This is a genomic window from Bacillus sp. P14.5, assembly GCF_003316765.1.
Classification (GTDB): domain Bacteria; phylum Bacillota; class Bacilli; order Bacillales; family Bacillaceae_B; genus Rossellomorea.
The window spans coordinates 106,328-123,824 of the sequence record NZ_NIJF01000096.1; the positions used below are offsets into that span (position 1 = coordinate 106,328).

Here is a 17,497-nt window from a genome sequence, read left to right on the forward strand (position 1 = left end):
GAGTACACTCCTCCCTAACTATCCATCATTTCTATTTAAAAATTCCAACAGGTCATCAGTTTCATAGGTATTGATGACTGAACTTGCTTTTACCCAGCCTCTTCTTGCAGCACCGACGCCAACTTCCATGAATTCGAGATGGTCAATGCTGTGGGCATCTGTATTGATGACAATCCTGACTCCTGCTTCCTCTGCCTTTTTGATATTGTCAGAAGACAAGTCCAGACGGTTTGGATTGGCATTGAGTTCAAGGGCAGTGCCTGTTTCTTTTGCCAGTTCGATAAGCATATCCACATCGACATCATAGCCTTCCCTCCTGCCGATGATCCTTCCAGTAGGATGGGCGATAATATCCACATGGGCACTCTTTAGTGCTGTTTTCAAACGGTCCATTATTTTATCACGTGATTGTGTAAAACTGGAGTGGATGGAAGCAATCACGAGATCCATCTGTTCGAGTACCTCGTCCTCATAATCAAGGGTTCCATCAGGGAGAATATCCATTTCAATACCCGACAAAATCGTAATATCATCATATTTATCATTCAATTCCCGGATTTCATCCCGTTGTTTCAACAGTCTTTCGGCAGTCAATCCGTTTGCGACTTTGAGGTATTGCGAGTGGTCGGTGAATGCCATGTATTTATATCCTTTTTCTCTGCAGGCTTCAACCATTTCTTCCAATGAATGGGCACCATCCGTCCAGGTGGAGTGCATATGAAGATCCCCTTGAATGTCCTTCAACTCAATCAGTCCGTGGTCTTTGGAGTAGCTGTCGATTTCCCTGCCATCCTCCCTAAGTTCAGGCGGTATCCAAGGCAGGCCGAAATGGCTGAAGAATTCCTCTTCAGAACGAAATGTCGCAACATCTCCCGTTTCTGCATTCTCTACTCCATATTCGCTGATCTTTTCGCCTCTTTCCTTGGCAATCTGTCTCATTCGAACATTATGATCCTTTGAACCGGTAAAGTGATGAAGCGCCGTTGCATATTCATCTGGCTCTACCAGCCTGAAATCAACGGATACCTCCCATTCATAAAGGAAGGTCAGAGATATCTTTGTATCTCCCGCTGCAACAGAATCTTTAATATCCGGAAGAGCCATGATCTGCTCTTTCACTGTCTGGACATCCTCCACAGCAATGATGAAATCCAAGTCTTTAACCGTCTCCCTCATCCGTCTTAAACTTCCCGCACGAGAAAATTCTTTGATCCCCTTCATTTCTGACAGAGCCTTTTCAATCTTCTCTGCAACCGGCAGCATATAAGCAATCGGAAGTCTGTCCGGCTGCGATCCTGCACTTTCAATTGCTTGAAGGATCTTTTCTTCCGTCTTTTTGCCGAAGCCGGATAATGCTGAAACCTTCCCCGCCTCACAGACATCTTTCAAGTCTTCTATATTCGTAACGTTCAGTTCCTGATACAACTTGGCAATCTTCTTCCCGCCAAGGCCAGGTAATTTCAACAGGGGCACAAGCCCTTCTGGAACATCTTGCTGCAGCTCCTCCAGAACGCTCGATTTCCCGTCAGTGATGTATTCTTCGATAACAGAGGCTGTGCCCTTTCCAATTCCATTTATATCTGTGAAGGATTGAATTTCACTCAAGCTTCTATCGTCGATTTCAAGCGCATTGGCCGCTTTTCTGAAAGCGGATACCTTGAACGTGTTCTCGCCTTTCAATTCCATATATATAGCAATTGTTTCAAGTAATTTAATAATATTCTTTTTATTGACAGCCATTCGATCACCCTCTTATTAAATTTGTCAGAGTAATGTCCAGTTCTTTTGAGACTCTTTTTTCAGCCTCCAATACTAATACTATCAGAATACTGCCTCAAAAGGAAAAAGAGATACCTTGGATAGGGGAGAAAGGTGTGGCGGGTCGTGCGTTCGTTTGAAGATGGGGGCTGCTTTTAGTGTGGAATGTGCAGGGGAGATGTGTTCTTTTTTAGTGACTTGGGGTTTAGTAGTGACAGTTGCGGCTGCTCGTGCCGTCTTCATTTGGTACCGGATTTTCGTGAAGCGTTTCCCAGCTGACCATGCTTGTGGCTTGCCAGAATGTCCACCTAGGGGTTTACGCTCTTCCATCAGAGTGCTTTGCCCGTCTAAAACACACATCTAGCGTGATGCTTCAGCTTTTATGTTTGATGGCCCCTTACCTTAATCTTTTTAGGATGGTTGGTGTTTCCCTAATCACCTTGCTACTTTCGGGGGTTCCGCTTTTTAGCAGGGGGTTTTTCTTTTAAACACCATGCTAGTTGCAGGATTTCTGCTTTTTAGCAGAGTGTTTTTCCTTTAATCACCATGCTAGTTTCAGGGTTTCCGCTTTTTAGCAGTGTGTTTTTCCTTTAATCACCATGCTAGTTGCAGGATTTCCGCTTTTTAGCAGGGTGTTTTTTCCCTAATCACCATGCTAGTTTCGGGGATTACGTCTTTTAGCAGGGTGTTTTCACCCTAATCACCTTGCTAGTTACAGTGTTTCTGCTTTTTAGCATAGTAATAAATCCTAATCACCATCCTAGTTTACGTGTTTCCGCTTTTTAGCATAGTGTTTTCTCTACTAATATTAGGATTAGAGACACAAAGAGGGCCAGCCGAATCGAACCGGCCAGCCCTCATAGTAAGAATTATTCAGATACGTAGTTAATCCACCATTCCTGAACCTGATCAGATAAGAACGGTGTATTGGTTATCATGAATTCAGCAAGGACAGAATCGTTCAACAGTGTCTGAATCATGGAAATCGGCAGCATTGCCGCGATATATAAAAGAATAAAAACCATGATATAGGTTTCAATGAACCCCAATACTCCTCCGCCCAAGACATTTAATTGTTTCAGGATCGGCAGGTGCGCAACAAAATCAAGCATGGATCCAATGATTTGAAACACAATCCTTACGGCAAAAAATATGATAGCAAAAGCGATGACCCTATAATAGGATTGGTCTAAATTTGTTGCTTCAAACAGCATATTTAAAGTAGATTCTTCATCCAGCACCGGAAATGGAATCCATAATATTAACTTTGGTGCCAGCTGATCATAATAGATATAAGCAATGATAAACGAAATGATAAAACCTGTCATATGTACAAGCTGAAGGATGAACCCTCTCCTCAATCCGACAAAGAATCCGAAAATGAGGATAATCAATAGTGCTAAATCAAGCATAATATTTTCAATCCTTTAATTTTTTAATTCTTCTTCCAGACTTTCACAGTACTCTTTCAGCTTAAGATTGTCATGAAGAGTATTCACTGCAGTGAGTACCGCGAGCTTGCTCTTATCCAGGGAAGGATTCATGGAGTTAATCTCTCTCATCTTTTCGTCGACCATGGAAGCAACCTGACGGATATGACTGGTTGATTCTGTACCGACAATAACATATTGCGTCCCATATATATCCACAGTTGTACGGTTTTTTTGTTCTTGAGACAACATGAAAGCCCCCCATCATAAGAATCCTAAACATTATCATAACATGAATGTATTAAATTTGGGAAAGAAAATGTCATTTTACGTCTGATTTTGTTCGTAATTCTAAAAGCAACAGAAGTTTGATATGATTTAAGTTCAACCTTACATATGAAACATTTTTTCAAGAAGGGAATGGACTATGTGGCTAACACTGTTTTACATTGCTCCGCATCACAAATCAATGAAATGAAAGCTTATTATAAAAATAATCTGCAAAGCAAACTGCCTCCTGGTTCGGTTTTCACAGCAAAGGTACCGGGATGCACGATTACAGCTTACCGGTCAGGGAAGGTTCTCTTCCAGGGAGGAAGCGGCCAGGAAGAAGCAGGAAAATGGGACTCAGCGCAAGCAGCTGCCCCTGCCAAAAGCGGCAAACCCAAAACGAATCCCAAGCTTCCAGCCAACATCGCCGACATGTCGATTCTTGGTTCGGATGAAGTCGGAACAGGAGACTTCTTCGGTCCCATCACTGTCGTGGCGGCTTATGTAAAAAAGAACAGATTCCGCTTTTGAAGGAGCTTGGCGTAAGGGATTCCAAGAACCTGACAGACGATAAAATTATTGCCATTGCGAAAGACTTGCTTTCTGTCGTGCCATACAGCCTTCTCATTTGTCATAATGATAAATATAATGACCTTCAGGAAAAGGGAATGTCACAAGGTAAAATAAAAGCGCTGCTTCATAACAGGGCCATATTGAATCTCCTCCAAAAAATAGAGCCGGAAAAGCCTGAGGCCATCCTGATCGATCAATTCGCAGAGGAAAACACCTATTATAAATATCTGGCAGGTCAAAAAGAAATTCACCGGGAAAATGTATTATTCAGTACCAAGGGCGAAAGCATCCACTTATCCGTTGCCGCCGCTTCAATCCTGGCCAGATACGCTTTTGTGAAAGAGATGGATAAACTCAGCGCAGCTGCAGGATTTAAAATTCCCAAGGGTGCAGGGAGCCAGGTAGATGTTGCTGCCGCCAAAATCATCCGCCAATCCGGTACTGATGAATTAAAAAAATAACGAAGTGGCATTTTGCCAATAGTGATAAGGCGCAAAAACTTGCAAGGAAGTAAGTTTGCTTTTTAGTTACCCATGAGTAGTCTACCGGCCATGTGCCCTAACCGGAATCTACAAAAATAAACGCACCATGATAAGCAGTCCATTCGGATCAACGATTGGACTGCTCTTTTTAATAAAAGGCTGTTTTAAAAGTATGGATTTCCGCTCCAGGCGCGCGACTCCGCGGGGCGGGCGTTGAGCCTCCTCGGCTTCATAAAAAGCGGAAGCGGCCGTTCAGCACCGTACGGATTTAAGGGCTCCTGCATGAGATAAAGGAATCACGAAGAGCGACAGCGATTCGATGATGACTTATCGCAAGGAAGGAGACCGAAATCCGCTAGGTGCTGGCCGCTGGAACTGGACGACCGCTAGTCCCGCAGGAGGTCGCACGCCTTCCGCTCCAATCCTTCTAAGTAAAAGAGAGAGAAGGATAAATTAGCATATAAAAGCAACAATTTTTAGAATGTCTGTTTTGACAAAAAATGTTGAATTTAGAGATATCCCCTAGAGCCGGAATTCCCCCTAGTTTTCATTATTTAACATGGAGGGAGCAGTTTTTTGCTTGCAGGGATTTTTCCATAGAATAATGACATCCTCTTACCAAATTAATATCAAATAGCAACAAAGTTTACGAAAAGAGCCTATTAAAAAAGAAAAAAGCAGTTAAGGTATTCCACCAATAACCAATTTGAAAGTATCACGATTGCTAAGTATTGTTCCGGTTAGACAATAATAACACCTGTGAGATAACTGCCAGAATGGGTAACTCCAATAAAGGACCAATCACTAAAGTCAATGCAATCAAAGGCTCGCCTGGGAAGGCAGTCATCGCAATTGCCAAAGCAATAGGCGAATTTCTGGCTAAAGTCGTCAAGCTCAAACTGGTTCTGTCAGATGACGGGAACCCCATAACCCTTCCAATTTTTTGCCCCGCAACAAAGTTTATAATAAAGAACAACAAAATCGGGATGATGATTTGCCAAATCAAACTTAAATTCTCCAGCAGCAGTTCCCCTTGTGATGCAAACATAGCAGCAATCGCCAGACTCAGGAAGATCACCGGAAACACGGCAAGTTTGGTTAAAAGATCTTCCCTCCATTTAGGCCTGTTTCTCAAAATGGTCTTGGTTACAATCGCTAGAAATAAAGGAAGAATCAAAACCTGCAGAATGCTCTCAGCCAGGAAATCCATCTCGATGACGCCGGTGGTTCCCTCAAAAATAAGAAGATAGACCGGCAGCAGCAAAACCTGCAGAATCAAATTCAATGGCAGGATGGCAGCAGAGAGTGCAACATTGCCTTTTGCAATCCCAGTGAAAATTAAATACCAATCCGTGCAGGGTGTAACCATCAGCATGATGAACCCGATGTATACATTAGGATTTCCACCTAAGAAAAGCATCGCCAGCAACCATGCCAGGAGAGGCGTCCAGACAAAATTGATGAGAAGTGATGTATAGGTAAACTTTCTATTCTTAAAAGCTTTCTTTATCTCCTCTAAAGGAATTTGCAAGAAAGTGATATAAAGCATCGCAATCAGTAAAGGGACAATGAATCGTTCTGCATGAATTTTCACAGACTCAATTTGACCAATTAAAATTCCGATGACTACCGCCATAAAGATTATTAGGGTATATAGTTTTTCAAATAAATTCATCATGCCTCACAACCTGATTTCTGTATTTTAGGTTATTCGTGAAAATTGTTTCCACGTCCTAGCTGTTTTAAGAGTAATGGATTTCCACTCCAGTCGCGCGACTCCGCGGGGCGGGCGTTGAGCCTCCTCGGCTTCGCCTGCGGGGTCTCACCTGTCCCGCTAGTCCCGCAGGAGGTCGCACGCCTTCCGCTCCAATCCTTCTTCGTCAAAAGGGGGGGGAGAATAAAATAGCATTCAAAAGCAACCATCCTTTAGATAGGCTCTTTTCGTAAACTTTGCTGCTATTTAATACTAATTCCAAAAAGATAATCATAGTACGAAGGAATAATTTAGTATTAATGAAAAGAAAAGAAAAGAGCTGCTCTTCCCCGATTAGAGAAAAACTCATAGTATCCGGGGAAAAATCCTGCTCTTGGGATTTTTCCGAAAGCAACAATATGTGCGAAAACAGCCTTTAGAAAATAGCCTTATCATAAGAATAGCAAAGGCTTATTTAAGAAGAAACGCTCCGGAATATGGTATCCGGAACGTTTCTGGTTAGCTGAATAGCACTAAGCCATTACTTCTTCATTTCAGCCTCTCAGCTCAGCCCCGGCTTTTTCTTTTACAGCGTCGAGAACTTTGTTGTGAGCTTTAACGACTTCATCGTCAGTCAATGTCCGCGATGGATCAAAGTATTTCAGTGAATACGCAAGGGATTTTTTGCCTGGCTCCATGTGCTCACCTTGATAGAGATCAAAGACAGAAACCTCTTTCAGAAGCTTGCCGCCGGCTTCTTTGATGATGGACTGCAGTTCACCGGCTTTGATATTCTGCTCTACCACAAGAGCAATATCTCTTGAAATCGATGGATATCTAGGAATCGGTGAATACTGCAGTGCCGGCAAATTGAAGTTGTATAGAGGTGCCGCTTCAATTTCGAATACATAGGTCTCATTCAAGTCCATATCTTTTTGAACCCCAGGATGCACCTGTCCAGCAAATCCAATGACCTTTTCATCTAAAAGGATTTCCGCTGTACGGCCTGGATGCATTCCATCCAATTCTTCAGCCTGGCGGAAGCGGATATGTTCGGAAACACCCAACTCATCAAACAGGCCTTGAAGAATTCCTTTTACAACGAAGAAATCAACAGGCTTCTTTTCACCCTGCCATGGATGGCTGTTCCATAATCCAGTGACAGCACCGGCAATATGCTCATGTTCAGAAGGAAGCTCCTGTCCCTCTTCTTTCAGGAATACAGATCCTGTTTCATAAAAAGCAAGACTGTCATTTTGGCGGGCTGTATTGTAAGACAGCACTTCAAGCAATTGCGGGATGATACTCAGACGCAGGTTGCTGCGCTCTTCACTCATAGGCATGATCAAGCGGATCGGCTCGCGCTTATCGATGGCATACTGACCTGCTTTTGCATCATTAGTCAGAGAGTATGTTATAGCTTGCTGCAGCCCGGAGCCTTCCAGGTTGCTGCGTGTAGCACGGCGCTTGATCTGGAATGAAGTCAGGCTTCCTGCTGTCGCATCTCCTTCTGGAAGAGTCAATGGCAGGTTATCGTACCCATACAATCTTGCCACTTCTTCAAGCAGATCTTCAGGAATAGTAATATCCCCTCTTCGTGTCGGAACCGTGACCTGGAATTCTTCCCCTTTAACAGCTGTATCAAATCCAAGGCGGGTAAAGACTTCTTCCACTTCCCCGGCGCTGATTTCCGTTCCAAGTACAGAGTTGATTTTATCCAGAGTAATCGTCACGACTGCAGGCTCCACTTTCAGATTATCAACTGTGACAGAGCCTTCCAGCACTTCTCCGCCCGCATATTGAGCCATTAAGGATACAGCTCTTTCCGCCGCTTCTCTTACACGGTTTGGGTCGACTCCTTTTTCATAACGTGTACTCGCTTCACTTCTAAGACCGTGATCTTTCGAAGCAGTCCGGACCGTACCGCCTGCAAAGTAAGCAGATTCCAGTAATACAGTCGTTGTTTCCCTGCCGACTTCAGAGTTCGCGCCGCCCATGACACCCGCTAAAGCAATCGGCTCTGTGCCATTGGTGATAACTAAGTGGTTGTCATTCAGCTTTCTTTCTTCATCATCTAGCGTGACAATCACTTCATCCTGTTTGGCTTTTCTTACAAGGATTTCCTTTGACCCAAGACGGTTATAATCAAAAGCATGAAGAGGCTGGCCGTATTCCAGCAAAATATAGTTAGTAATGTCGACCACATTGTTATGCGGACGGATACCTGAAGCGATCAGGCGGTTTTGCATCCACATTGGAGATGGACCGATTTTGATGTTTTTGATCACTTTTGCTACATAAAGCGGATTATCTTCTGCAGCTTCAACATTTAACGTGATATAATCCTCTGCTTTTTCAGTGGATACTTCTGTATTAATTTCAGGCTTTTTCACAGAACGGCCGAGGATCGCGGCTACTTCATAAGCTACACCCAACATGCTGAGAGCATCTGATCTATTTGGCGTTAAACCAAGTTCAAGAATGGCATCATCCAAGTTCAGCTCTGCTACTGCATCAGCCCCGACTTCAGTGTCTTGTGAGAAAACATAAATACCTTCTGCATGCTCTTTCGGTACAAGCTTGCCTTCGACACCAAGCTCCTGCAGAGAACAGATCATTCCGTTAGACTGCTGTCCGCGAAGCTTTGCTTTTTTGATTTTAAAATTGCCAGGAAGCACAGCTCCCACTTTTGCAACGGGAACCTTCTGGCCTTTGGCGACATTAGGTGCACCACAGATGATTTGAACAGGCTCTTCTTCTCCGACGTCCACCTGGCATCTGTTCAATTTATCTGCATCCGGATGAGGCTCGCATTCCAATACATGCCCAACCACAACATTCTTGATCTCTTTTCCGATTACCTCGACACCCTCGACTTCAATTCCGCTGCGGGTGATTTTTTCAGCAAGCTCTTCAGGGGTTACGCCGGAAAGATCGACGTAATCCTGCAGCCATTTATATGAAACAAACATTTTCCTGCCTCCTTAATTATTCCTGGGTTTGAAATTGTTTTAAGAAACGAACATCATCTGTATAGAAGTGACGGATATCATCAATTCCGTATTTCAGCATCGCAATCCGCTCAGGGCCCATTCCAAAAGCGAAACCTGTGTACTTTTTAGAATCGAATCCGGACATCTCGAGTACGTTTGGATGCACCATTCCGCCTCCAAGAATCTCGATCCAGCCAGTGCCTTTACATACGCTGCAGCCCTTGCCTCCGCATATCTTACACGTGATATCCATTTCTACAGAAGGCTCTGTGAAAGGGAAAAAGCTTGGTCTGAGACGGATTTCCCTGTCTTCACCGAACATTTTTTTCGCAAACACCTGCAGAGTTCCTTTCAGGTCGCTCATACGGATGTTTTCACCGATGACAAGTCCTTCAATCTGCATAAATTGATGGGAGTGGGTCGCATCATCATTATCGCGGCGGTACACTTTTCCAGGACAGATGACTTTAACTGGGCCTTTTCCTTCATGCTTCTCCATCGTTCTAGCCTGTACCGGTGAAGTGTGGGTCCTGAGTAATGTTTCCTCTGTGATATAGAAGGAATCCTGCATGTCTCTTGCCGGATGTCCCTTCGGAAGATTCAATGCTTCGAAATTGTAAAAGTCTGTTTCCACTTCTGGTCCTTCCGCAATGCTGTAGCCCATTCCGATGAAAAGATCCTCGATTTCTTCCACGATTTTCGTCAGCGGATGTTTGCTTCCTTTTTTGACAGGTCTGCCAGGCAGGGTTACATCAATCGTTTCTGATGCAAGCTTCTTATTGACCGCCTCTTTTTCAAGCTTTTCATTTCTTTCTTCCAGTCGTTTTGTAACTGCGGCACGTACTTCGTTGGCGAGAGCCCCCATTTTTGGACGCTCTTCAGCAGAAAGCTTGCCCATTCCTTTTAATACTTCGGTAATTGGTCCTTTTTTGCCGAGATAGGCAACACGGATATCGTTGAGCTCTTTAAGCCCTTCTGCCTCTTCGATTTTTTGAAGAGCTTCGTCTTGCAACTGCTTTAATTTTGCTTCCATGCAAAATGGCCTCCTTAGATAATTTTGGTATTTAATTTTAACAACAAAAAAACCTCCTCCCAATCAAGGGACGAGGTTATCGTCGCGGTACCACCCTTATTAAAACACAGCAAACCTGTGCTCTCTTCATTGGGATAACGGCTTTTCGCCGGGGCATCTTTCGGTTTCCTTAAGAAACGGTCCCGATGCCAACTCAAGAGGTGAACGTTCGCAGTGGTGTCCATAAGAGCACTTTCAGTCACGGCACTCTTTCCCTGGAATGGTTACATCACGCTACTTTTCTCTGTCATTGTTTTTACATATGTGCATTCATTATAGAAAACATTCCGGCTGATTTCAAACCTTTTTCAAAAATTACTGCGCCTTTTTTAAATGATACATGAGGATTCCGGCTGCAATGGCGACATTCAATGATTCACTCTTGCCGTAAATCGGCACATAAAGGTTCTGGTCAGTGGAACCCAGAATGGATGGAGATACGCCATTGCCTTCATTCCCCAATATAAGGGCGAAAGATTCTTCACTTGTTACTTTATGGTATTCCACACTATTCTCCAGGGCGGTCCCATAAACCGGAACTCCCTCTCTTTTCAACCTGTCTATCCAGTCAGGCAAGTCCCCTTTAATAATCGGAAGGTGAAAATGGCTTCCCTGTGCTGATCGAAGGACTTTCGGGTTATACACATCAGCTGTGCCTTCCCCAAGAATGATCATATCGATTCCCGCCGCGTCTGCAGTGCGGATGATCGTTCCAAGATTACCCGGGTCCTGTACTTCATCAAGCATCAATAAGGTTCTGCCCTTCAACTCGCCTTCCTGTGTTTCTGGCTGATAGCAAACCGCAAAAACTCCCTGACTGGTTTCAGTAGCCGAGACTGCTTTGGCAGCATCTTCAGACAGCTGAGTGACCGAAACAGAGTCAAGATTCCAAGCGGAGGGAAGATCAATTCCTTCTTTCACCAGCACCTCTTGAACAACATCATTGTATTTAAGGGCTTCCTCAACCAGGTGGAAACCTTCAACCATATATGTACCAGAGCGGTCCCGCTCTTTCTTTGTATGCAGTTTCTTCCATTGCTTCACTTGCGGATTTTTCGCAGATTGAACATATTTCACAGTATGTGTCTCCTTGTGAACAGTTTGGCGGCCTCTCTACTTTACCTTTATGCCGCTTTCGAACTTACATTATACCTCACATTTCGTACATAATAAACGGGGAGTGGGAGAAGATAATCAAGAAAGTCTAATTTCAGGGTAAAGGAGCGTTTTTAAATGGGATTGAACTTACGAAATGCGATCATCCATAATGTGTCAGGAAATGATCAGGATCAGTTAAAGGAAACGATTGTTGATGCTATCCAAGGCGGAGAGGAAAAAACTCTTCCTGGACTTGGCGTTCTTATGGAAGTATTCTGGAATACAGCAGATCCGGAAGAACAGAAAATGCTTCTTGAAACAATTGAAGAAGGCTTGAAAGGTTGATTAAGGCGGATGCATTGTGCATCCGTTTTTAGTTTGTCCTGGAGGGGATGCTGCCGGGAAGCGCTATCGATTGAGCGGATAGGAGTGGTGTGGTAGAGAATTCACTTGTACGATGTTGCGGGCCATTGAGATTCGCTTTTTGATCGGATAACGGACCGGAAGCGGGCTTTGCGGGCCATTGAGTTTGGCTTTTTGATCGGATAACGGCCCGGAAGCGGGCTTTGCGGGCCATTGAGATTCGCTTTTTTGATAGTTAACGGCCCGGAAAGGGGATTTGCTGTCCGTTGAGATTCGCTTTTTTGACGGTTAACGGTCCGGAATAGGAATTCGCGCGCCGAAACCGAGAAGCTATATCCCCAACGAAATTTCACACCTCTCATTAATTATACATCCCCGTATTAATGACGATTTGCCCCACAGCAATTATGCTAATTAATACAATAAACACCCAAAAATTTAAAAGGCCAATAAAACACTAAAGACTATCGAAACTATTCCAATCAGAAAAGACCATTTAATTTTCCATATCTATCTTCATCCTTGATCTTTCCTTCAACATATCCAGCGATAAACTTATAAAATCTTTTCTTACATACTAACGGCATTAATTGCTGTTACTCCAAAAGAAATGAGTTGATATCCTCGTGCAGAGAGAATTTCTTAAAACCCTGAGAGGGATCTGCCCAGAGAAGATTAAATGCGAAAACAGTCTTCTTATTAGGCTTTTTTCTTATTAATTGCTGTTCCAGAATGCAATCTAACCTTTTTCACTCTTTACGCAGGAGGATTGAAGCGGAAGGCGGATCTCCTGCGGGACTAGCGGGAGAGGTGAGACCCCGCAGGCAAAGCCGAGGAGGCTCACCGCCCGCCCCGCGGAGTCGTCCGCCTGAAGCGGAAATCCATTTCTTTTAAAGCACCACCTTCTTTGCGAAAACAGCCTAATATAAAGAATCTTACGAAGTTATATAAAATAGCAAAAAAGTTTACCAAAAGACTCTAATATTAATCACTATTCCATTACACCGCACCTGCCTCAGTAAATCGATTAGAATCACAACAAAAAAGAGACCCTAAAAAAGGTCTCTTTTTCATACAAATCAATCAAATGTAATTTTTGCAACAGTGTCTTTATCAAGACGCTTGATGACTTCAGTGATCAATTTCACTGCATTTTCGTAGTCATCACGATGCAGCATTGCTGCATGAGAGTGGATGTAGCGAGTCGCAATCGTGATGGAAAGGGCAGGAACACCATTTGCTGTCAAGTGGATGGCACCTGAATCCGTTCCGCCTCCGGCAATTGCATCGAACTGGTAAGGTATATTGTTTTCATCAGCAATATCCGTAACGAAGTCGCGAAGTCCTTTATGAGAGACCATGGAGGCATCATAAAGAATGATCTGCGGGCCCTCACCCATTTTGCTTTGTGCTTCTTTTTCAGACACGCCAGGAGTATCGCCGGCAATGCCTACATCAACACCAAATGCGATATCAGGCTTGATTTTGGAAGCAGAAGTCCTCGCGCCGCGAAGGCCGACTTCTTCTTGTACCGTTCCTACACCGTACACAACGTTTGGATGGTTTTCACCTTTTAATCCTTTTAGGACATCGATGGCAATCGCGCAGCCAATACGGTTATCCCAGGCTTTAGCCAATAGCATCTTTTCATTGTTCATTACTGTGAATTCGAAATAAGGAACGACCATGTCCCCTGGCTTAACGCCCCATTCTTGTGCTTCGTCACGGCTTGAAGCGCCGATATCGATGAACATGTCCTTGATATCAACCGGCTTTTTGCGTGCTTCCGGAGGCAGGATGTGAGGCGGTTTTGAACCAATCACCCCTGTGATATCTCCTTTGTTCGTAACGATTGTCACGCGCTGGGCAAGCATAACCTGTGACCACCAGCCGCCGACTGTTTGGAATCGTAGGAAGCCTTTTTCATCAATTTGAGTAATCATGAACCCAACTTCATCAAGATGTCCTGCTACCATGATTTTCGGACCGTTCTCATCGCCGACTTTCTTAGCAATCAAGCTTCCAAGATTATCAGTTGTGATTTCATCCGCGAAAGGCTCTATGTATTTCTTCATTACGTCTCTTGCTTCTCTCTCATTTCCTGGCACACCTTTAGCATCTGTAAGATCTTTCAGCATGCTTAGTGTTTCGTCTAATTTCGCCATTATTTCGCCCCCCTAATGATTTTATGTACCACTGATAATCATACCAAATTATCAGAATTTATTCAAAAGTTTTGCATGTGGATTGGCTCACCTCTCTAGGGTTCCAATTATATTCGTTAATATCCTTGTTCCTGCCGCTGGTAATTCACTTCATTTTTCTTTTTGTACGCCTGTACTACTTCTTCATGGGTAAAGCCTAGTAGTTCACCTAAATAAAAGTACCTATGCACAAGATGGTCATACTCGGACACTGATCTATCGGACGTGAAATCGTTTATGGATTGATAGACACTCAGGAACTGCTCTGTGATATTCTCACTATAGCTGATATCCCTTAATTGAAAATCCTTGATGCCCAATTCAATTCCCAAGGATAAAATAAAATGAATTCCGTCAACAAACTCCTCTAGAATAATGTTTTTTCTGAAGCGGGCTTTTTACTCCAAAATTTAAAACAGCGCGTTTCATTGGCAAGTTCACCGACTTCAACCAGCAGTGCCATGGTCTTTTCCTGAAAAAGGTCCGCTTCTTCTAATCCATGTTCTTTTTCAATATAAGTATCCAGTGCTTTCTGCATTTGAAATAACTCATTAATATTCATTTTTATCTTCTTCCTTTCTTTAAGTACCCGCATAAAATCCTTGTTTTGCAACGAACACTATACCATACTGTGCAGTTTCTTTAAAAAAATAAATTTTTTCAAGAAAATATGAAACTTTTTTCCGGCTCAATCGTAGAGAGAAGTGGATGCACTATGCAATGTGATTGTCTGGAGGGTAAACGATGCTGATACTCATTAGGATTTTGGTCTTTCTACTTATCATTTACTTATTATACCGCGCTTTTAAATACATTGTTAATCCAAAGCGCAAGCTGGAATTAGCTTCGGAACAAAAAAAGTTCTACTTTCTCGACGATCAGGAAAATGTCAGGAAAAACTTTCTTGTCACATATAAAGGGGTTCTATTTCAAGGAGAGAAGTATCTCGGCACAACAGAACGCGCCTTTGATGTCGTTTCCATTTTTGTATGGGTTGAGAATCCCAGCTTATTAAAAGGCATCAGCTATGAGGATCTGAAATATGTAGAGACGGAAATACTGGAGAGGTACCCCAATGCCTCGATTGACTGGAAAAGTCCTTTAAAAGAGTTCATTAACAAAAAACAGGAGCCGGAAATGAAATAATCATTTCCCGGTTCCTGTTTTTTTCAGGTGATTTTCCAAAGCCATGTTATTATGATGGCTGATGGAAAAATTCACGCCACTTAATCACTTTCACTTTTTCCCTCAAAGTATAAAACAGCAGACACAATCCTAATAGAATCATGGCGATAATCCCCGGGGTAAACTCCGAGATAAATTCACCAAACACTGTGTAAAAGAATGCCAGGGGCAGGTTGGCCAGAAAAGAACTTCGTATATAATCTCCCAACGCCGGCCTTCTTTCCATCAAACAAACATTCAAAAGCTGATAATGGACAAACGGAACGAGCCTCAATACTGCAATCTGCCCCACTGTCAGAACCGCTCCCTGCCCAAACCATTTTTGCTTCAGTTTCAACAGCCTTTGATTCAGTCCAGGAAACATTTTTAATATAAAATAAGAGCCAACCGACAGCAATGTTAATCCTGCCAGGGAATACAAAGTGCCAAAAACACTGCCAAACAGAATTCCTCCGACAATACAGACGAGCACCACCGGTATAAAAATAAATTGCCTGACGATATGAAATAGAATGAATGCGAGGGGAGCCAGCCATCCGCTTGCTTCAATAAAAGTAAACACAAAGGCATACCTATCGTCCATGCCCCCACCCCTTTTCTACAGGTTACTACAGCATATACAATGGTACGGGCTGTTAGAACAAGGCAAATTTCTATCCTTGGTAAAAAACAATTGCCAAGGCGGAATAGCTGATCAGCTGCCCAACCGACAATGCCGGCAGACCATATTTAAAAACATTATGTTTTGTCTTATGCCGGTATATTTTCATCCCGGCGAAACAGCCAATTGCTCCTCCAAGGAAGGCCGCCCTCCAGATCGAACTTTCTTTTATTCTGTATTTTTGCTTCTTCGCTCTAGTTTTATCATTAGCCATTATCATGTAACCCATCAGGTTCATAATAATAAAATACGTGATTAATAGTATTAGTGCTGTGTTCATTAGCACATGCCTCTTTTCATGTTTGTCGTGACTTTAATATATCCCTTCTGAAAACACATTACTTTAATTATAAAGGAAGAATAGGATGCCGCAACAATAGATGAATGATTACCTGTTATTCTGGTTTTCAAGCGAATTAATTACGCTCAATCAGCAACACTACACTTGAGGTGTTTTCCATGATTCGATTTATTATTCCATTAATGACTATCCTTTTCTTAGTCCCCCCTATTATGGCAGGTGCAGCCATGCCAGGGTATTCTGTTGTAGCCCAATCTGAAGAAGATGATATAACTTTATACGGCAAAGAAATGAATGGTTTATATTTTGACTTTAAAGTTGATTTCAAAGGGGACGTCTTTTCAAGACCTTTCTGGATCAACGTTACTAATCCTGCTTATCCTCCACAATTATATTATCAGGATATTATTAAAGATAAGAGGAATGAATTAATCATCATTTTAACAAGAGGTTATGGTACCGGTGTTCTAGACCAGGAAGTTTATGTTTTTCATCCCGGTAATAAGCGGTTCAAGGAGGTTTTGGTTGACTCGCCGCTGGCCATTGTCAACAAAAATATAAGAACCAGTCTTACCCCTTCCAAAGCAGAAATCAGTATCGGAAATAAACATTTTTCATTCAATGTAAAAGAATTAAAGCTGCTTCCTGAGACCTTATTTGAAGAGATAAGCCTTGGCAGCATTATTAATTATGAGGTGAAGGATGATAAATTGACTGCGACGTTGCATCCTCAGTTATCGCCTGGTGCTTTTGTTGGAAATATAATAATTACTTATGAATTTCAAGACAATATGTACCAAGCGGAAAAAATTGAATTTAAGTTAGAGAATGAATGAGATGAGTAACGTTGGTCGAATAGGTTAACTCTTTTTCTGACGAAGTCAAATAACCTTTCTGTGGTGGAAAGGTATATTCTCAACTAGTCGATGACTTCAAGCTCATTAATAAAGGGAAAAATTCCCCTTATTTTAATGGTAGCACTGAAAAACAGCATTAATAGGGGGAGAAATTCCCCTTATTTTACTCAAAACACTAGAAAACAGGTGATTTTTTATGAATAAGGGGAAATACTCCCCTTATATACCAACAAATCAGACTCAAAGCTGCAATTAACGGTAAAAACTCCCCTTATTTTCTCTGCTAGTTACTCATTTAGGGAAATGACATTTATCTCATTCTAATTCGTTTTTTTACTGAAAGATTGTTACTTTCTAATGTCCTTTCCCCTTCTTTCTTTAGGGAGAAAGCGCTTCGGGCAGACACATGGTCTCTTGCGGGAGCGCTATCCAGCTTCAGCTGCCGGAGGTCCGCGGCCACTGAAATGGACTTAGCGAAAAAACAGATCTCGGCTTATCCCTTTACCTTGGACGGCAATTAACAAATTCTTCATTAAAAGATAAAAGTACAAAAAAGC

Annotated in this window: 14 protein-coding genes, 2 pseudogenes and 1 other annotated feature; of the genes and pseudogenes, 5 read left to right on the forward strand and 11 right to left on the reverse strand. The window is 42.7% G+C overall.

What is annotated here, in order from left to right:
• Positions 1–18: 18 nt before the first annotated feature.
• The 3 genes from polX to zapA form a co-directional block, all read right to left on the reverse strand.
• Positions 19–1,740 (reverse strand): DNA polymerase/3'-5' exonuclease PolX, encoded by a 1,722-nt coding sequence (gene polX, locus B9Z54_RS20435; protein WP_113930228.1) that lies wholly within the window; start codon positions 1,738–1,740, stop codon positions 19–21.
• A gap of 887 nt (positions 1,741–2,627) precedes the next feature.
• A complete protein-coding gene (locus tag B9Z54_RS20445; RefSeq protein WP_113930230.1) occupies positions 2,628–3,170 on the reverse strand; it encodes a CvpA family protein in 543 nt (180 codons plus the stop codon).
• Between the two features lie 15 nt (positions 3,171–3,185).
• Positions 3,186–3,437, reverse strand: coding sequence for a cell division protein ZapA (gene zapA / locus B9Z54_RS20450; protein ID WP_113930242.1), 252 nt, complete (start codon positions 3,435–3,437; stop codon positions 3,186–3,188).
• Between the two features lie 225 nt (positions 3,438–3,662).
• Here zapA and B9Z54_RS25900 point away from each other — a divergent pair, with 225 nt between their 5' ends.
• Both B9Z54_RS25900 and rnhC read left to right on the forward strand, forming a co-directional pair.
• Complete coding sequence (locus B9Z54_RS25900) at positions 3,663–3,989, forward strand: DUF3378 domain-containing protein (RefSeq protein WP_240190032.1); 327 nt, start codon at positions 3,663–3,665, stop codon at positions 3,987–3,989.
• Positions 3,960–4,492 (forward strand): annotated as a pseudogene (gene rnhC / locus B9Z54_RS25905) (ribonuclease HIII); the annotation flags it as partial. The gene B9Z54_RS25900 and the pseudogene rnhC, both read left to right, overlap by 30 nt.
• 745 nt (positions 4,493–5,237) lie before the next feature.
• Here rnhC and B9Z54_RS20460 read toward each other — a convergent pair.
• The 4 genes from B9Z54_RS20460 to B9Z54_RS20485 all read right to left on the reverse strand — a co-directional run bounded on the left by B9Z54_RS20460 (position 5,238) and on the right by B9Z54_RS20485 (position 11,348).
• On the reverse strand, positions 5,238–6,188 hold the full coding sequence (locus B9Z54_RS20460) for an arsenic resistance protein (protein ID WP_113930243.1): 951 nt from the start codon (positions 6,186–6,188) through the stop codon (positions 5,238–5,240).
• 572 nt (positions 6,189–6,760) lie between these two features.
• Positions 6,761–9,178 carry a phenylalanine--tRNA ligase subunit beta gene (gene pheT, locus B9Z54_RS20470; RefSeq protein WP_113930232.1) on the reverse strand — a complete coding sequence of 806 codons (2,418 nt, stop codon included), beginning with the start codon at positions 9,176–9,178 and terminating at the stop codon, positions 6,761–6,763.
• A gap of 16 nt (positions 9,179–9,194) precedes the next feature.
• A complete protein-coding gene (gene pheS / locus B9Z54_RS20475) occupies positions 9,195–10,232 on the reverse strand; it encodes a phenylalanine--tRNA ligase subunit alpha (RefSeq protein WP_113930233.1) in 1,038 nt (345 codons plus the stop codon).
• A gap of 63 nt (positions 10,233–10,295) precedes the next feature.
• Positions 10,296–10,531 (reverse strand) — a binding site (T-box leader).
• 55 nt (positions 10,532–10,586) lie between these two features.
• Positions 10,587–11,348 (reverse strand): TrmH family RNA methyltransferase, encoded by a 762-nt coding sequence (locus B9Z54_RS20485; RefSeq protein WP_113930235.1) that lies wholly within the window; start codon positions 11,346–11,348, stop codon positions 10,587–10,589.
• A gap of 156 nt (positions 11,349–11,504) precedes the next feature.
• On the opposite strand from B9Z54_RS20485, the gene sspI reads away from it, so the two are divergent.
• The gene (gene sspI, locus B9Z54_RS20490) at positions 11,505–11,714 is read left to right on the forward strand and encodes a small acid-soluble spore protein SspI (protein ID WP_113930236.1); all 210 of its coding nucleotides are present in this window, start codon (positions 11,505–11,507) and stop codon (positions 11,712–11,714) included.
• 1,097 nt (positions 11,715–12,811) lie between these two features.
• On the opposite strand, the gene B9Z54_RS20495 is transcribed toward sspI, so the two are convergent.
• On the reverse strand, positions 12,812–13,897 hold the full coding sequence (locus B9Z54_RS20495) for a M42 family metallopeptidase (protein ID WP_113930237.1): 1,086 nt from the start codon (positions 13,895–13,897) through the stop codon (positions 12,812–12,814).
• Positions 13,898–14,013: 116 nt separating this feature from the next.
• Positions 14,014–14,531: pseudogene (locus B9Z54_RS26750) on the reverse strand (dUTP diphosphatase).
• A 149-nt stretch (positions 14,532–14,680) separates the two neighbouring features.
• Here B9Z54_RS26750 and B9Z54_RS20505 point away from each other — a divergent pair.
• Positions 14,681–15,082, forward strand: coding sequence for a sigma-w pathway protein ysdB (locus B9Z54_RS20505; protein ID WP_187444303.1), 402 nt, complete (start codon positions 14,681–14,683; stop codon positions 15,080–15,082).
• A gap of 49 nt (positions 15,083–15,131) precedes the next feature.
• Here B9Z54_RS20505 and B9Z54_RS20510 read toward each other — a convergent pair whose 3' ends face one another.
• Both B9Z54_RS20510 and B9Z54_RS20515 read right to left on the reverse strand, forming a co-directional pair.
• Positions 15,132–15,704: a TVP38/TMEM64 family protein gene (locus B9Z54_RS20510; protein ID WP_113930238.1), complete on the reverse strand. Its 573-nt coding sequence runs from the start codon at positions 15,702–15,704 to the stop codon at positions 15,132–15,134.
• A 70-nt stretch (positions 15,705–15,774) separates the two neighbouring features.
• Positions 15,775–16,062: a DUF1294 domain-containing protein gene (locus tag B9Z54_RS20515; protein WP_113930239.1), complete on the reverse strand. Its 288-nt coding sequence runs from the start codon at positions 16,060–16,062 to the stop codon at positions 15,775–15,777.
• A gap of 179 nt (positions 16,063–16,241) precedes the next feature.
• Here B9Z54_RS20515 and B9Z54_RS20520 point away from each other — a divergent pair, with 179 nt between their 5' ends.
• Positions 16,242–16,919, forward strand: coding sequence for a hypothetical protein (locus B9Z54_RS20520; RefSeq protein WP_240190029.1), 678 nt, complete (start codon positions 16,242–16,244; stop codon positions 16,917–16,919).
• Positions 16,920–17,497 lie beyond the last annotated feature (578 nt).

What these genes read in the sequence shown, in the direction of transcription:
- B9Z54_RS20510 (WP_113930238.1), bottom strand. Translation starts at nt 15,704, where the DNA reads ATGGACGATAGGTATGCCTTTGTGTTTACTTTTATTGAAGCAAGCGGA.
- B9Z54_RS20495 (WP_113930237.1), bottom strand. Translation starts at nt 13,897, where the DNA reads ATGGCGAAATTAGACGAAACACTAAGCATGCTGAAAGATCTTACAGAT.
- pheS (WP_113930233.1), bottom strand. Translation starts at nt 10,232, where the DNA reads ATGGAAGCAAAATTAAAGCAGTTGCAAGACGAAGCTCTTCAAAAAATC.
- B9Z54_RS25900 (WP_240190032.1), top strand. Translation starts at nt 3,663, where the DNA reads ATGAAAGCTTATTATAAAAATAATCTGCAAAGCAAACTGCCTCCTGGT.
- B9Z54_RS20460 (WP_113930243.1), bottom strand. Translation starts at nt 6,188, where the DNA reads ATGAATTTATTTGAAAAACTATATACCCTAATAATCTTTATGGCGGTA.
- pheT (WP_113930232.1), bottom strand. Translation starts at nt 9,178, where the DNA reads ATGTTTGTTTCATATAAATGGCTGCAGGATTACGTCGATCTTTCCGGC.
- B9Z54_RS20520 (WP_240190029.1), top strand. Translation starts at nt 16,242, where the DNA reads ATGATTCGATTTATTATTCCATTAATGACTATCCTTTTCTTAGTCCCC.
- B9Z54_RS20515 (WP_113930239.1), bottom strand. Translation starts at nt 16,062, where the DNA reads ATGAACACAGCACTAATACTATTAATCACGTATTTTATTATTATGAAC.
- polX (WP_113930228.1), bottom strand. Translation starts at nt 1,740, where the DNA reads ATGGCTGTCAATAAAAAGAATATTATTAAATTACTTGAAACAATTGCT.
- B9Z54_RS20505 (WP_187444303.1), top strand. Translation starts at nt 14,681, where the DNA reads ATGCTGATACTCATTAGGATTTTGGTCTTTCTACTTATCATTTACTTA.
- sspI (WP_113930236.1), top strand. Translation starts at nt 11,505, where the DNA reads ATGGGATTGAACTTACGAAATGCGATCATCCATAATGTGTCAGGAAAT.
- B9Z54_RS20445 (WP_113930230.1), bottom strand. Translation starts at nt 3,170, where the DNA reads ATGCTTGATTTAGCACTATTGATTATCCTCATTTTCGGATTCTTTGTC.